Here is a 15,839-nt window from a genome sequence, read left to right as displayed (position 1 = left end):
GGTGTCAATGTAATCGCGCCCTGTCGGCGGCATCGAGCTCGTGCAGTGAGGTGCCCCTGGTTTCCGGCAGTGACCACACCGCGAACAGCGTGATCGGAGCGACGGCTGCCAGGTAGATCGCCACCGGCACCCAGCTGTGGTACCTGCTCAGCAGTGCGGTGCCGATGACCGGAGCCAGCGATCCGGCGAAGATCGACGTCACCTGATAACCCACCGACACCCCGGAATAGCGCATGCGGGTGGGGAACATCTCGGCCATGATCGCGGGTTGCCCGGCGAACATCAATGAGTGCACGAGCAGTCCGATCACGATGGCCGCCAGGATCACCCAGTCGTCGCGGGTGTTGAACATCGGGAACGCGATGAAGCCCCACCCGGCGGCCAGTACCGCGCCGAGGGCGTACGGCGCACGGCGTCCGACGATGTCGGTGTACCGGCCCACGATCGGCAGCGCGACCGCCTGAACCACGTGAGCTATCAAGAGCAGCAACAGGATTCGTTTGGTGTCCATGTGCAGCTGGATCTTGAGATAGGTGATCGAGAAGGTGACCACCATGTAGTAGAGGATGTTCTCGGCCACCCGCAGGCCCATGGCGGTGAACACGCCGCGCGGATACCGGCGGAACACCTCGACAACCCCGTAGGAGCTGGCCTTGTTCTGCTCGATCTCCTTGCGGGCCTCGTGGAAGATGGGCGCGTCGGATATCCGAGTACGGATGTAGTACCCGATCGCGACGATGATGACCGACAGCCAGAACCCGACGCGCCACCCCCAGGCCAGGAACGCGGAGTCCGACAGGGTCCAGGACAACGTGAGCAGCACCAGAGTGGCGAGCAGGTTGCCCAGCGGCACCGCCGCCTGCGGCCAGCTGGCCCAGAACCCGCGTTGTGAATCGGGAGAGTGCTCGGCCACCAACAGCACGGCGCCGCCCCACTCGCCGCCCACCGCGAAGCCCTGGACGAACCGCAGGACCACCAGCAGGATGGGGGCGGCGTAGCCGACCTGGGCGAACGTCGGCAGGCAACCCATGAGGAAGGTGGCGACACCCACCAGCACGATCGCGATCTGCAGCAGGTGTTTGCGTCCGTAGCGATCTCCGAAGTGCCCGAACACGATTCCGCCGATGGGACGGGCGACGAACCCGACCGCGTAGGTGAGGAAGGCCTTGATGATGTTGTCGAGGTCGTCCCCGGTGGCGGGGAAGAAGACCTTGTTGAAGACGAGGGTGGCCGCGGTGGCGTAGAGGAAGAACTCGTACCACTCGACGACAGTGCCCGCCATGGACGCGGCAACCACCTTGCGGAGACCGGACACAGGCGCGGGTTGGGGCTCGTCCGGGGGTGCGGTCAGCGACATTGCGCCAACCTATCCAGCGACACGCCGTCTCGTGGCGAACTTGTGCGAGACGTATCCGCCAGGAGACGGCGTGTCGGCGGATCAGATCGAATCGAGGGTGTACCCCATCGGCAGGAGCACACTCTTTAGCTCGCAGTACTCCTCGATACCCTCGGGCCCGTTCTCTCGGCCGATACCCGACTGCTTGTAGCCGCCGAACGGGCAGCTGGGGTCGAAGGCGTACCAGTTGATGCCGTAGGTCCCGGTACGGATCTGCGCCGCCACCTCCAGGCCCTTCGGGACATCGGTGGTCCACACACTGCCGGCGAGGCCGTAGTTGGAGTCGTTGGCGATCTTGATGGCCTCGTCGACGGAGTCGTAGGCGATGATCGACAGCACCGGGCCGAAGATCTCCTCCTGTGCGATGGTCATCGAGTTCTCGACATCGGCGAAAATCGTTGGCTGCACGAAGTATCCGCCGTCCAACCCCTCGGGGCGCTTGCCGCCGTAGGCCAGCCGCGCGCCTTCCTCGATGCCCTTGGCGATGTAGCCCTCGACGCGGGCGCGCTGCTTCTCGGTGATCAGCGGGCCGACCTGCGTGGCGGGATCGTCGGGCAGGCCGACACCCATCAGCGAGACCATGCCGACGATGCCATCCACCACCTCGTCGTACCGCGACCGCGGTGCCAGCACCCGGGTCTGGTTGACGCAGCCCTGGCCGGCGTTCATCAAGCCGGAGAACACCAGCATCGGCAGCGCTGCTGCCAGGTCGGCATCCTCCAGCACGATGGCCGCGGACTTACCGCCCAACTCCAGCGTGACCTTTTTGAGGTTCTTGGCGGCGATCGCTGCAATTTCCTTGCCGACGGCGGTGCTGCCGGTGAAGCTGAACACGTCGACGTCGGGATCGTTGGTCAGCGCCCGGCCCGTCTCGGCTCCACCCGGCACCACCGACAGCACGCCCTCGGGCACGCCCGCTTCGGCGAACACCTCGGCCAGGATGAAGCTCGACAGCGGGGTCTCCGCGGCGGGCTTGAGCACCACGGTGCAGCCCGCGAGGAAGGCCGGTCCGATCTTGTTGAGCGCCAGGAACAATGGCACGTTCCAGGCCGCGATGGCGGCCACCACACCGGCGGGTTCGCGGGTTACCACGGTCTGGCCGTAGGCGCCGTTGCGCAGCTCCTTCCACTTCACGGCGTCGGCGGCGTTGGCGTAGTACTGGATGGCGCCAAAGCCACCCATCCACTGCAGCGTCTCGATGACCATGGGAGGAGCACCGGTCTCGTCGGCGATGGCCTTGCAGATCTCGTCCTTGCGGGCCTCCAGCAGCGACACAGCCTTCTGCAGTACGGCCTGCCGCTCGTGCGGGGTCAGCTTGGGCCACGGGCCGTCGTCGAAGGCGCGGCGGGCGGCGCTCACCGCGGCATCGACATCGGCGGGGGAGGCCAGTGGACACTGGCCCACCTTCTGGCCGGTGGCGGGCGAGATGACCTCGATCACCTGGTCGGTGGCCGGCTCGGTCCAGACGCCACCGATGAAGAGCTTGTCGTAATTGGTCATGAATCGTTGTCTCTTTCCTGATGTGTATCAACGAACCCGGTAAAGCCGGAGGGTTTATGCGGGCCTATGGGCCCGAACTCGAACAGTCCACTGCCGTGGGTCTGAACGCCGTTCTCGACCAGCCGGAACGTCGCGAGATTGTCGACGGGGCACAGCAGTTTGAGCGTGGCATCGAGCTCCGCGGTCTTGTACCGCTTGCCCTGCACGACGAGGTCGCCCTGCCACATGCCGTGGCGCCAGTCCGGGTCCAGGCCGTACCCGGTGCCGAAGCCGAAATAGTGCGGCAGCACGATATCGGCCGTTATGGTGATGTCGCCCAACGTGATTACCGCCGAACGCGCTTCGCGCGTGCCGGGAATCAGGGTGATGTCGTGTGTGATGGGACCGAGCTCCTCGATCCCCTTCGACGGATCGCGCCACACCCGCCGCGCGCCGCTGACCACCTTGTTGCCGTGCTCATCCTCCTGATTGATGAACACGATCGAGTACTCGGGGAACGAGATCACGTTGTAGAGCCAGAAGAAGCCACCGGCCAGCGTGGCACGCCGTCCGGCGGGCTCACCCTCACCGACTGGACGGATGCCCCAGGATCGATCGCGGTTACCCGACCAGTTGACGCCGTCCAGCTCGTGGGTGGTGCCGTCGATCGTCAGTTGTCCTGTCCAGGTGCCTGTTTGGGCAAACCGGGAGGTGTCGAACATGACGCGGCCGAGCTGGCGCTGGTAATGGCCGGGCTCCAGAGACGCCGGTATCTCGCCGGTGTAGGTGATATCGAAAGCCAGGTCATAGTCGTCACCCGGCTCCAGGATGACCCGCACCTTCTTGAGGCCCTCGACGACCTCGATGCGGTACGGCCCGACATTCAGATCGGCGCGGTCGTCACCCAGCGCACGAGAGGCCCGGAACACCACGATGTCGTCGCCATTGCGTACCGACGCGAAGGCGTCGGTGACGCCCAAGTTCGGATAGACGCCCAGTCCGGTGATCAGATACGGCAGGTCGGCGCGGCCGCCGTGGCAGCCAAAGTAGTAGCGGTCGTAGAAGTTCCGGTCCGAGGTGCCGACGTGGCGCACCACATCGGCGATCTGGTGGATGGGGTAGTCGTCGAAGGGGGACAGGCTCATGCCTTGATTCCCGCCCAGTAGGTCCCGTCCAGCATCTTCTCCAGCGTGGCCCTGTGCAGGATTAGGTCATCGGGGTTGTCCGGCATCTGCGCTTGCCCGAATGCCATGGCGCGCATCTGGATCCGCACCATGATGACGGCGTGCTGCAATGCCGCGTAGGCGGTGTAGAAGTCCAGGTCTGCGGCGTGATGCCCGGTGAGGGCGGCGTATTCGGCGGCGATGTCTTCGCGGCGGCAGAAGTCCGGGAGACCCGGCAGCGTCGCCACTTCGGCCAAGTCCTGGAAGAAGCGGTGCAGGAAGATAATCCATCCCAGATCCAGCTCACGCGGTCCGATGGCCGCCATTTCCCAGTCCAACAGTGCCACCGGTTCGAAGTCTCGGTAGATGACATTGCCTGGACGCGAGTCGCCCCAGCTGACGACATCTATGGGGCGTCCCACGCCCGACAGAGACTCCTCGGGCCAGCTCTCGCGCAGCCACTCAAAGCCGCGGTCGATCAGCGGGATCGTCGGCCCGTCGCCGCGCACCCATTCGTAGAACTCGTGGGTGCGGCGTACGTGGGCGTCCAGGCCGGTCTCGCCGTCCCGGGTGTCGTCGAGGAAGGAGAAGTTCTCCACCGGTGCGGCGTGGATGCGGGCAAGCTGCTCCACGGTGAGGCGCTGCATCTTGCGACGGTCGGCCTCGGCGGCCTCGGTCACCCAAGAACCGAAGGTGTACGGCATGCGGTCCGGCGGCACCTCGCCGTCCACCCGGTCCATCACGAAGAACTCGCCGCCGAGCACCGTGGTGTCGTCGCAGTACCAGCGCACCGGCGGAACCACGGCGGAGGAATGACGGCCCAGGGTGTCCATGACGTCGAACTGGCGGCGCATGTCATAGCTCGGGAACACCGGACTCGAATCGGGCTGAGGCGCGGTCCGGATCACCAGGCGGTGGGCAGCACGCTGGCCGTTCTCGGTCCACTGTGCGTCGGCGAGGATCGTCTCACTGGACATGCCGTTGGCGCTCGGCAGCTCCGCGTGGTCCAGGCTCAGCGCGGCATCGGCCGGCAGTTGGGCGGAGATCCACTCGGCGAGCGCGCCGCGCAAGGTTTCCGGGTCCCGTTGAGATTCCGCGGGACGTGCAACGTCCTCATGCGTCGCTGTCTGCTCAGTCAAGGTGTCGTGACTTCCGTTTCATGTCCGCCTCGTTGCGTGACGCACGCAACACTACCGGGCAGTCAGGGGAAGTGGAACCTGTTGCAATTCTGGATTCAGCGGGGGCGCAGGACGAGCACCAAATTGCTCACCAGAACCTCCCGCACAGCGGGAACTCTGGTGATCCACCATGCCCATTTGGGGTGGTAGCGGGGAAATGCGCCGACCAGCGCGCCGGTGCTTTCGGCCCACTGCAGCCCGTCGCGCACGGATACCGGGAAAAGTGACGACCCGTAGTTGTTCTTGGGGGGGTGGCCATGCTTGCGGGTGTACCAGCGGGCGGCGCGGGCACCCCCGAAGTAGTGCGTCAGGCCCATTTCGTGGCCGCCGAACGGGCCCAGCCAGACGGTGTACGACAAAATCGCCAGCCCGCCCGGCCGGGTGACCCGCAACATCTCCGTGCCGAGGCGCCAGGGCTCCGGTACATGCTCGGCGACATTCGAGGACAGGCAGATGTCGACGCTGTCGTCGGCTATCGGCAGGGCCATTCCGGACGCGCGCAGATACGTCGCGCGCGGATCTCTGATGCCGTCCCCCGCTGCATGCATCTCCCGGGGGTCGGGTTCGACACCGATGTACCGCGCTCCGGCCTCGACGAAGGCAGAGGCGAAGTACCCCGGCCCGCCGCCCACGTCCAGCACGGTGCGGTTCTGCAATCGGTCGTCGGTCGCCTGTCGCCACAGGTCTGTGACCAGGTGAACTGTGTCCTGTGCCACGGTGCCGTAGAACCGCTCTGGCGCACTCTGCTCAAAGCGGAAGGATGCCAACAAGCTGGTAGAACGTCGAAGGGTGGCTCGATGTGCAAATACGTCGGTGATCTCCGGCACGGGTTCTCGTTCTGCTCGGTTTCCTTATTAAGGGAAACGGAATTTCTGGAGGCCCACCCTAACGGCCTAGGGTGCTTAGCGGTGTTTAGCGAACTGTCAGATCAGCCGGGCCTCCTGCGGGAGGTCCTCATGCTGTGCTGGCGCGATACCGATCATCCTCAGGGTGGCGGGAGCGAGACATACCTACAGCGTATCGGGGCTGAGCTGGCCGCATCCGGGGTCAAAGTGACCCTGCGGTGTGCCGCCTACCCGGGCGCCCCGCGCCGTGAGGTTGTCGATGGAGTGCACATCTCGCGGGCGGGCGGCCGTTTCACGGTGTACCCACGGGCGCTGCTGTCGCTGCTGGCCGGCCGGATGGGTCTGGGTGCGCTGCGTGACCTGCGCCCCGACGTCGTCATCGACACCCAGAACGGCATCCCCTTCTTCGCCGGCGCCGTGGTGACCGCACCCGTGGTGGTGCTGGTACATCACTGTCACCGGGAGCAGTGGCCGGTGGCCGGACCGCTCGTCGGCAGGCTGGGCTGGTGGCTGGAATCGCGGCTGTCCCCCCGGATGCACCGACGCAACCAGTATCTGACGGTCTCGCAGCCGTCCGCATCCGACCTGATGACTCTGGGCATAGAGCCCGGGCGGATCGCGGTGGTGCGCAATGGCATCGACCAGGTTGCCCACCATGCTTCCGGTGATGTACTGGACACGCGCAGCGAGACGCCGCGTGCGGTGGTGCTGTCGCGCTTGGTGCCGCACAAGCAGATCGAGCACGCGCTGACCACCTTGGCGGTGCTGCGTGACCACGTACCCGACGTGCACCTCGATGTCGTCGGCGATGGCTGGTGGATGGATCGTTTGGTGGAACATGCTGCCCGGCTGGGTATTTCCGATGCGGTGACGTTCCACGGATACCTTGACGAAGAGTCCAAGCATCGGGTGCTGCAGCGCGCCTGGGTGCACCTGATGCCTTCGCGCAAGGAGGGCTGGGGCCTGGCGGTCACCGAGGCCGCGCAGCACGGCGTGCCCACGATCGGCTATCGCTCCTCCGGCGGACTCACCGACTCGGTGACCGACGGCATCACCGGCCTGCTGTGTCGCGATCAGGATGAGTTCGTCCGGCATACCGCGACTTTGTTGGCGGACAACAAGCTTCGTTACCGCATGGGAGAGGCGGCACGGGCCCGCTGTGCAGATCTGTCCTGGCAGCGCAGCGCGGCCGGCGTTTCGACGGTCCTCAAGGCGGCGGTTGTCGGCGTCCCGGTGTCGGGGATCATCGGTGACGAGCCCGTCGTGACTCCGCAGCTCGAAGTCCCGGCCTGACATCGTTTGTTGCGGTTCATGATTCGCCGACAGTAACCGCAGGTACAGATCCGGGCGAGAAAACGTGCGTGTGGTTACGCTCGTCGGGACTCACGCAGGCGAACGGCGGCCGATGCGCCGCCCGCGAGGAGTAGTGCCATCCACACCAGATGCGCCGCGATGACGGTGGTGCGACGACCCGGGGACGCTCCGATGGGGGTCCACGGGCCCGGCACCCGGTAGAGCGCGATGTCACCGTCTCGGTAGACCGGCTCGAGCTGCGCCAACGATGACGGCGAGAACTCTTGTTGGCCTGGGGTGTTCGCCTGCGCGACAACCCAGCCGATGCCCTGTTCCGCGAGCTCGCGGGGTGCGGCCCCGCCGCGCAACAGTTCCTCGACGTGGCGGCCGCGGTTGCCGTCCCCGCGCACGTCTTGTCCGTCGACCCGCAGGTCGCCGCTGCTCACCGTGTCTGCGCGGATCCAGCGCGGAAAGGGGTCCAGCACCGGGATGGCCGACGGTCCCCATGGATAGTGCCGCATGGCCGCCGGCGGCAGCACGGCCACGGGATGGGGTTCGGCATTGATGTGAGCGGCGACGGCGGTCCATCCGGCCGGATAGGTCACCGGCTCGACCCGGCCGCCAACACCCCATGCCAGGTCGGGCAGGGTGGCCACCAGTGCGGCGCAGGCCAGCCCGGCCGCCACGCATTGCGATGAACGTTCACGAAGCACGGTGAGGGACGCGGCGCCCGCCACCGCGTACCCCGGCATCGCCAGTGCCACCCATTTCTGGCCGTCGCGCACGATGCCCAGTCCGGGCACTTCGGTGATGAGCCAGGTGGTCAGGCTCAACCCCGGCCCCGTTGCCAGCAGTGCCGGAACAACCACGGCCACAAGGGCAATGCCGAGCAGTCCGAGCGCCGTACGGCTGCGCCACAGTACCACCGAGCCCACTGCCACCACGATGAGTAGCACCGCCGAAAAGGCCAGCGCGAACAGCGTCGTGCGGGAGGCAGGCACCGCCGAGGCATTCCACATGCCGCCCAGGGAGGCCAGGCTGCCCAAGGTGCTCAGACCCGGCTCGGCCCGCGCCGCGAAGGCGTGGACCCCGGCCTCATCCCCGGCGGGTACGGCGGTTCCCAGGCCCGAGGCCACCAGCCACGGCAGTGCCGCAAGCATAGAGATCGTCAGCACGCCAAGCCGTGACCGGCGATCGATTGCCACGGCGACCCCGACGATGAGCGCCAGCACGGTTCCGGTGGGCGTCAATCCGGCCAGCGCGATCCAGAAGGCGAGAGTGCACCACGAGACAACGTCGGACCGCGAGCGCAGTCGCAGGACGGTCAGCGCGACCCAGGGGAGACAGCCATAGCCGACCAGCAGACTCCAATGCCCCTGCAGAAGTCGTTCGGCCACATAGGGATTCCAGACCGCGATGGTGGCCGCTACCAGCTCCCCGGGGACGCCGGCAGTGGGAACCAGGTGGGCGGCCAGACGTGCCGCGCCCCATCCTGCGAGCCATAAGCCGAGCGCGAGAAGTGCTTTGACCAGGATTCCGCCGTCAACCAACACGGTGGCGACCGCGATGAAGAAGTCCTGCGGGACGGCGCGCGGTGCCGCCTCGCCGACCCCCAGTGCGGCATCGGTCAGGTACGAGCGCGGCGTCGAGACGGCATCGCGGATCAGCAGATAGCCGGGTGCCGCCAACGGGGCGGTGATCGCCGCCGCCAAGGCCAGCGCGTACAGCGGCGCGATATTGCCTGTGCGGCGCAAGACGTCCCGGCTAGAGGTGGTTTCGGGGCGACGGGAACTTATCGGTGTCGGCCTCGCTGGCGGGTGGTTTCTCCGGACCGCGACGGCCGAAGAACCCGTGATCGACCGTGTCGAGACCGGGGTCGATCAGGGCCGATTCGGCGCGCAGGCTGAACGACCCCAGCAGGCCGCCGCCGACCAGCGCCACGACGCCCAGCGCCGCGAAGGTGATCGGCAGGATGTTCGACCAGATGGACAGGCTGTCGCGGGTATCGCGGGCCGCCTTCACCTGCTTCTCGACGGTCTCGTCGTTGGACTGCACGGTGTAGTCCACCATCGGGACCTCGGGCTTGAGCGCGTCACGTGAGTAGTAGTGCAGCGCATGCTCTTTGCTCTTGACGATGATGCCGCTGACCGGGTCGACCCAGAACTCGCGCTGTGCCGCGTAGTAGCGGGTCATGGTGATCTCTTCGTCCTCGCGCTCGGCCTCCACGCCCCACTGCTGAGCACGGGCCGTCACCTTGGAGTCCTCGTCCTTGTCGTACAGCGAGGGGTACGCGACGGGCTCCACCAGCTTGCCGTTGGCGTCATAGCCGACGTTCTGGGTGAAGTGGTAGGCGGTGAGTCCGTTGACGTCCTCTTCGCCGGTGTAGTTGGCGTCGAAGGCCCGCTGAGCCACCACGTCGAAGTACTGGTACGTCTTCTTCTCGGTGTCGAAGGGGAACCGGTAGCTCAACCCCTCGTGCTTGAGCGCGATCGTCGTCGGCGGTGTCTCATCCTCGATGGCGCGCGGCTTCTGCACGCTGCCACCCGGGTTGTCATCGCTGGAGATGGCCTCGGCGGTGTGACGGTCCACGGTGACGGTGTCGACGGTGGCCAGGACCAGCCCGGCGTCGCCCTGCTTGTCGGTGCGCTTCAGGGTGATACCGGCCTGCAGGCCGACCTTGGTGGCGTCGGCGGGGCTGACCGTGGTGATCTGCTCTTGCAGCACCAGTGGCTTGTCCGGGTCGGCGATGAACTTCTGGCCGGACAGCGAGGCGGGATCCAGAGCGCGGCCCTTGCCCTCGCTCACCAGCGTGGCGTCCCAGTCGAGCGGAATCTTCGCAAGCCGATTGCTGGTGTATGTGCTCAGCAACAGTGCGGCGATGATAAGAGCCGAACCGAGCCCCAGCAGCCCGCACGCTGCGATACGCATCATGACCCCGCGGTTCACTGCTGACCCTCTTCGCGCAAGCGCCTCATCGGTCGCCGAACCCTCCTTAACGTGCGGTAACCCTGTGCTTGACGGTATGGCATGCCCAGGGCAAATCTGTCTGACCCTAACAGCCGCGGCCGCCAGGTGGTCATTCGGCGATCGTACGGATTCGCAGGTCCTGGTTCTGGCCGAATGCCGCCGGATCGACTTAGAACCGTACCCTCGGCGGGGTGACGACAGCGCGCGCATCGGCTCCGGCCGGCCCCGCCTTCCATGCGCGGGGGTTCGTACCTGCGTTGGAGGGCATGCGTGCCTGCGCGGCGATGGGGGTCGTGGTCACCCACACCGCGTTCCAGACCGGCCATAACGGCGGTATCGACGGCCGCATCCTGGGCCGCTTCGATCTGGCGGTGGCCGTCTTCTTCGCGCTATCAGGATTTCTGCTGTGGCGCCCACATGCGCTGGCAGCACACGGCGGGCCCGCCCCGGCCTCCACCGGGCGCTACTTCGCGTCGCGGTTCGTGCGCATCGTCCCGGCCTACCTGGCCGCCGTCTTCGTCGTCCTGTTGCTGTTGCCGGATGCGGCGGGAGCACGCTGGGTCGTCTGGCTGGCCAACCTGACGCTCACCCAGCTGTACGTCCCGCTAACACTGACGGCCGGCTTGACGCAGATGTGGAGCCTGGCGGTGGAGGTGGCGTTCTATATTGCGCTGCCTGCCATCGCGCTCGTGATGCGCAGGGCCCCGGTGCGCTGGCGTGCACCGCTGCTGCTGGCGGCCGGGGTGGCCAGCCTAGGGTGGTCGTTCATTCCGTTCCACACTGCGGCGGGCATCAACCCACTGACGTGGCCGCCCGCGTTCTTCTCCTGGTTCGTGGCGGGCATGCTGCTGGCGGAGTGGAGTTCGGCTCCGCCCGCCTGGACGCTGCGCCTGGCGCGTCGCCGGGTGCTGCTCGGGGGTGTGGCCCTCATCGCGTTCGGTGTGGCGGCATCACCGCTGGCCGGGCCGGAGGGGCTGACGCAGGCGCCACCGCATCAGTACGCCGTCAAGATCGCGATGGGTGCGACGCTGGCGTGGGCGCTGCTGATGCCGTTGACGCTGGATGCCCCGGGGACCTCGCACCGCGTGCTGGGCAGACCGCTCATGGTGACGCTGGGACGCTGGTCCTATGGCCTGTTCATCTGGCACTTGGCGGCGTTGAACATGGTGTTCACCGTGATCGGCCACTTTCCGTTCAGCGGCCATTTCCCGCTGGTGCTGATTCTGACGCTGATCTTCGGTTTCGCGATGGCCGCGGTCAGTTATGCACTGGTGGAATCCCCGTCACGGGAGGCATTGCGCCGCTTCCAGAAGCGGCGCGACGGCATCCGTACCGCGGCGAAGGCGACGGTCGCCACGGAAATCAGCGCCAGCAGCTGAATCCACCACGAGTGACCGGTGTAGCCGCCCACCGATCGCCACGGATGTCGTGAGAGAGCCGCCCCTGCCAACAGAAGCGAACCGCCCGAGATGTAGGTCCCGGCCGCGGTGAGTGTGCGCAGTGGCCAGCGTGTCCACACCTTGAACGCCAGTGTCGTCAGGCCCACGAGCACCCCGGCGATACCGCTGATCGCGGTGAGTGCCGCCACGACGGCCGCACCCGCCGCCGGACCCGAGCGCCACGGAATCACAGGAGGGAGGATGGTGCTTCGTCGCACCGGGAAGAGGGCCAGCAGGGCCAGGACGGGAAGCAGCGCCAGCCCACCGAAGAGCCCGGTGCGATACCAGGTGTCGAGGCCGAAGGTGAGCGTGATCTTCCCGCCGTCGCCGGCCGGCAGGACCCAACCCTGCTGCCACCCGTTGACGCGTATCGGCTCGAGCGTGTGCCCCTGTGCATCTCGGGCCGCCCACCCGGGGTTGATGCTCTCGGGGACTACTAGCACCCGGTCCTGCTGTGCCGGATCCGCGGAGACCTCACGCTGTGCCGCATCCCATCTGCCCTTGACCGCCGCTGTTGCGGTGGCGGCGGCCGGTGCCGTGCCCGGTGCGGTGAGCTGGACACCGTCGACGATGAACTGCTGGCGTGGGTTGACGGTGACGTCCTGAGGTCCCGCGCCCGTTTCGATCGGTGTCGTATCGCATGGAGTGGCCTGGATAGCACTGCCGTCCAACAGTTTCCGCACCGTGGTGGTGATGGACATGGGGACGAAGCGCCCGGCAAGCGCCAGCACCGGCCCGTCCGCGCAGCCGATTTTGATCACGCGATTGTCGTTGGTGTTTGCGTCGGCGGGAGCGACCGGCCGACCGCTGGTGTCCAGTGCGACAAGCTCGGCAATACCGGGTGGTTTGTTCTGATCGGTTCCGAGCGCGGTCCGGTCGATGATGTCGGTCCAGTTCATCACCGTGACGGTGATGGTGTCGGTCACGCGCGGATGCAGAGACAGTGTGGCGGCGTCGGCCCTGGGATCGATGGAACGCACCTGCGGACCATCCCCGAGGTCGATCGCTACCTGCTTGGGGTGCGCGGGAACCTCGGTGCTACTGGGGCGCAATCGAATACCGCCGACGGCGACTGGTTTGGGAAGTTTGACCACAAGAGAGGGTAGGTGCTGGCGAAGTACCGAGTTCTGTGGTGCCGTCCAGACGGTGCCCGGATCGCCGTCGGTGGCCGCGTAAGACGAGCCCCGCAGGTCGATCAGGTCGGCGTCGCCGGAGGCTGTGGTGGTTCCGGGCTGCGTGATCAAGTCGCGCAGCTGCGGGCCGGAGCGGGCCCGTACCCAGAGCGACGGCGTCAATGAAACAGGCTGGGGCACAGTCAGTGTACGGATAAAGGTGCCCGGCTCCTCGGGGGAGAGCGAGAGTGACCCCGCGCAGCGCAGTCTTTCCGGCGACGGCATGCAGCCGGGCCGCCCCTCCAGCGGCGATCCCAGGTCCCAGCCGAGCACCGTGGCTCCCGCAGGAGGCGCGGGAATGATTGCGCTGTGGCGTAAATCGACGGAGTGGGCGTATCCGGCAGCATCGTATTGAGTGAGAGACAGCTCGGTGATCCCGAACTGCACACCCGAGGTGCCGTCTTCGGTACCGGTGGCTGTCACCTTGATCCAGTTGGTTTCCCCCGGCCGCAGCGCGATGTTCAGGGGTTTACCTGGCTCGTCGAATCGCACCGAGGTGGTGCCGTTGTCGGTCTCGACCTCCAGCCGTCGCACTTGCGCGCCCAGGGCAGTGGCGCTCGGCGTGACGGTGAGAATCGCATTGGTGATCGGTCGATCCAGGTCAACCCGGATCCATTGTCCCAGAGCGGCTTCCAGGGAACTGCTGACCCAGCTCGTTGCGTTGTCGCGGTCGATGACGGCCGCCGTGCTGGTGCCCGGTGCCACATTGGGTAGTGCGGTGGAGTCGGATGCGGAGCTGGATGCGGTGATGGTTCCGCCCGTCCACGTTCCGTTGACCAGTGGGACGCCGGTGGCAGGGTAGTCGGGGACTCGGTTGAAGGTGCGGCGTTTGTCTCCGGGCGCACGGATGGCCGACGAGTGGTCGTCGACGCGTCCGTAGTCAGTTTCCCGGGCCAGCGGGCTATCGGTGACCATCGCAGGTCCGGGGCGCAGACCGGTCTGCGCGGCATCGGTGGCCAACAGGGACGGGCCCAGTGGTGGCTGGTTCAGCTGACGGCGTCGCTCACCCAATCGGAGCAGGGCCTCGGGGCCGCCCGCCACCCGGGGCATGCTGTCGATATCGACGAGATACGGATCCCCGTAACGCTTGTGCGCACCGACGGCGTAGATCTCGACGGCCGGATACTGGGGTCGCAGGTCGCTGTCGGCGACAAAGCCCTCCACCGTTCCGGCGCCGACAGGGGCGCCGAACTGGGCGACCTTGGTGAGCCCGGGAGACCCCTCGATGGTGTGGTGCACCAGAATCGGGCGCGCGGAGCGGGAGGTGTCGGGATCCAGATCATTGCGCACCACCAGATAGGAGATGCCCTGTTGTGCCAGGGTGTCGGCCAGTCCGTCCGAAGGTCTGCCCGCGGCGAACAACTGCTGCACCGAATCGATGGCGCGGATGGTTTCCGGAGGGGTCAAGGGTATGGAATCACGGACTCCCCAAGGGGTTTGACCCAGTGCCTGCAACGGCTCGTCACGAGTGAGACCCCAGGTCTGGATGGCGAACGGGGCGCCCGGGACCACCAGTGCGCGTCCGCCGTCGTCATGATCGGCCAGCCAGTGCGCGGTGTCGTTCCAGTACTCAGGGATCGCGTCGAAGCCGCCGCGGGGAACCAGCCGGCCGGTCCAGGCCAGCGATGTACTCGCGGCGAGCGCCACCAACAGCGCGATACCGAAGGCCACCGCGCGATTGCGCTCTGGTCGCGCCAACGCCGCGAGCCACTGCCGCATGGGCACACTGGCCGGTAGCGGCAGTCGCGACAACGCATGCGCCAAGCCGAGAATCAGCGGTAGGCGGATCAACGGCTCCAGCTTGTGCAGATTGCGCAGTGGTGTGCCGCTGTCGTCCAAGAAGAATTGAATCTGTTGGCCCACAGGCGATCCGAGTGCGCCGGTGTATCCGGCCGTCAGCAGCACCAGGCCGACGAGAAGTATGGTGACCAGCCTTCCCCTGGCGGGCATGCCCCGCATTGCCAGCCCCGCCATACCCGCGGCGGCGACCATCGCGGTGGCGATGACCACGGCCGACTGGGTGACCAGCGAGGAACCGGCCGTCGCGGTCGGCGCCACGAAGGGCGTCCAACTGTCCGTCCCGCGCAGCACCTCGGTCAGTGAGGTCCACTGCGTGGTGACGCCGGAGGACTCGATGAAGTCGAGGAATTTCGGGCTGATCTTGCCGAAGATGAGCAACGCCGCGATCCACCACGTGGTGGCCAGCGCCAGGCAGGGAACCCACCATGCCGTGAAGCGCCACCACGTGCGGTTGGGCCTGTGCGCCAACCACCAGATGGCAGCGACTCCGCAGGCCAGGGCAGTGGCCACCGCGTTGACCGCGCCCATCAGTGCGACCGCCACCGCCGACAATGCCGCGGCCCGGCGGGGGGGCATGCGACCCTGGAACGTCAGGATGACCGGCAACAGCACCCACGGGGCCAGCATCATCGGCAGAGTCTCGGAGGAAATGGCGCCGAGGGTCGTCAGTACCCGGGGCGAGAGGGCAAATGCGACCGCCGCGATAATTCGCGAGCCGCGGGTGCCGATGCCGAGTGCCTCGGCGACCCGGATCACGCCCCAGAACCCGGCCACGATCAACAGGGCCCACCACAGTCGCTGTGTCACCCAGGCGGGCACCCCGAGCAGGTGGCCCAGCGAGAAAAAGGCGCCATGGGGGAACAGGTATCCGTACGCCTGATTCTGTGCCTGTCCGAATGGCAGGTCACTGCTCCACAGGTTCAAGGCGCGTGCGGCGAACCGCAGTGGATTGATCGCGAGATCCAACTTGGTGTCCGGGGAGATCTGCCCGGGTGATTGAGAGAACGTCAGCAGGAGGGCGAGTGCCGAGGCAACCGTGAGCCACCGCCGGTGTAGCGGAGAGGTGTCAAGGCGGTGCGTCACGGCTCAGGAAATGCGGCGCTGCGC

General features: G+C 66.8%; 10 protein-coding genes. 2 read left to right on the top strand and 8 right to left on the bottom strand.

The features are described from left to right. Positions 1-4: 4 nt before the first annotated feature. The 5 genes from MYCSP_RS21170 to MYCSP_RS21150 form a co-directional block, all read right to left on the bottom strand. The gene (locus MYCSP_RS21170; RefSeq protein ID WP_088415028.1) at positions 5-1,357 is read right to left on the bottom strand and encodes an MFS transporter; all 1,353 of its coding nucleotides are present in this window, start codon (positions 1,355-1,357) and stop codon (positions 5-7) included. Positions 1,358-1,438: 81 nt separating this feature from the next. Continuing rightward, positions 1,439-2,896 carry an aldehyde dehydrogenase gene (locus MYCSP_RS21165; protein ID WP_088415026.1) on the bottom strand — a complete coding sequence of 486 codons (1,458 nt, stop codon included), beginning with the start codon at positions 2,894-2,896 and terminating at the stop codon, positions 1,439-1,441. Next, positions 2,893-4,020, bottom strand: coding sequence for a hypothetical protein (locus MYCSP_RS21160; protein ID WP_088415024.1), 1,128 nt, complete (start codon positions 4,018-4,020; stop codon positions 2,893-2,895). Before MYCSP_RS21160 ends, MYCSP_RS21165 begins: the two co-directional genes overlap by 4 nt. After that, positions 4,017-5,177 (bottom strand): phosphotransferase family protein, encoded by a 1,161-nt coding sequence (locus tag MYCSP_RS21155; protein WP_083014231.1) that lies wholly within the window; start codon positions 5,175-5,177, stop codon positions 4,017-4,019. Before MYCSP_RS21155 ends, MYCSP_RS21160 begins: the two co-directional genes overlap by 4 nt. Positions 5,178-5,272: 95 nt before the next feature. Beyond that, complete coding sequence (locus MYCSP_RS21150) at positions 5,273-6,043, bottom strand: class I SAM-dependent methyltransferase (protein WP_083014234.1); 771 nt, start codon at positions 6,041-6,043, stop codon at positions 5,273-5,275. An 81-nt stretch (positions 6,044-6,124) separates the two neighbouring features. Between MYCSP_RS21150 and MYCSP_RS21145 the strand changes: the two genes are divergently transcribed. Beyond that, complete coding sequence (locus MYCSP_RS21145; RefSeq protein ID WP_088415022.1) at positions 6,125-7,354, top strand: glycosyltransferase family 4 protein; 1,230 nt, start codon at positions 6,125-6,127, stop codon at positions 7,352-7,354. A 74-nt stretch (positions 7,355-7,428) separates the two neighbouring features. Here the strand turns inward: MYCSP_RS21145 and MYCSP_RS21140 are convergent, their stop codons facing one another. Continuing rightward, on the bottom strand, positions 7,429-9,066 hold the full coding sequence (locus MYCSP_RS21140) for a hypothetical protein (RefSeq protein ID WP_162266390.1): 1,638 nt from the start codon (positions 9,064-9,066) through the stop codon (positions 7,429-7,431). 52 nt (positions 9,067-9,118) lie between these two features. Further along, entirely contained in the window at positions 9,119-10,300 is a 1,182-nt protein-coding gene (locus MYCSP_RS21135; protein ID WP_088415018.1) for a DUF3068 domain-containing protein, read from the bottom strand. A gap of 212 nt (positions 10,301-10,512) precedes the next feature. Between MYCSP_RS21135 and MYCSP_RS21130 the strand changes: the two genes are divergently transcribed. Next, positions 10,513-11,700 carry an acyltransferase family protein gene (locus tag MYCSP_RS21130; protein WP_083336075.1) on the top strand — a complete coding sequence of 396 codons (1,188 nt, stop codon included), beginning with the start codon at positions 10,513-10,515 and terminating at the stop codon, positions 11,698-11,700. Here the strand turns inward: MYCSP_RS21130 and MYCSP_RS21125 are convergent. Then, positions 11,583-15,815 (bottom strand): DUF3367 domain-containing protein, encoded by a 4,233-nt coding sequence (locus MYCSP_RS21125; protein WP_157886205.1) that lies wholly within the window; start codon positions 15,813-15,815, stop codon positions 11,583-11,585. The genes MYCSP_RS21130 and MYCSP_RS21125 overlap by 118 nt on opposite strands. Positions 15,816-15,839 lie beyond the last annotated feature (24 nt).

Source organism: Mycobacteroides saopaulense (assembly GCF_001456355.1).
Taxonomy (GTDB): domain Bacteria; phylum Actinomycetota; class Actinomycetes; order Mycobacteriales; family Mycobacteriaceae; genus Mycobacterium; species Mycobacterium saopaulense.
The sequence above is the reverse complement of the archived record's forward strand: the minus strand, read 5'-3'. Positions and strand labels throughout refer to the sequence as shown.

Coding starts and splice junctions, on each gene's coding strand:
- MYCSP_RS21170 (WP_088415028.1), bottom strand. CDS start 1,357: ATGTCGCTGACCGCACCCCCGGACGAGCCCCAACCCGCGCCTGTGTCC.
- MYCSP_RS21165 (WP_088415026.1), bottom strand. CDS start 2,896: ATGACCAATTACGACAAGCTCTTCATCGGTGGCGTCTGGACCGAGCCG.
- MYCSP_RS21160 (WP_088415024.1), bottom strand. CDS start 4,020: ATGAGCCTGTCCCCCTTCGACGACTACCCCATCCACCAGATCGCCGAT.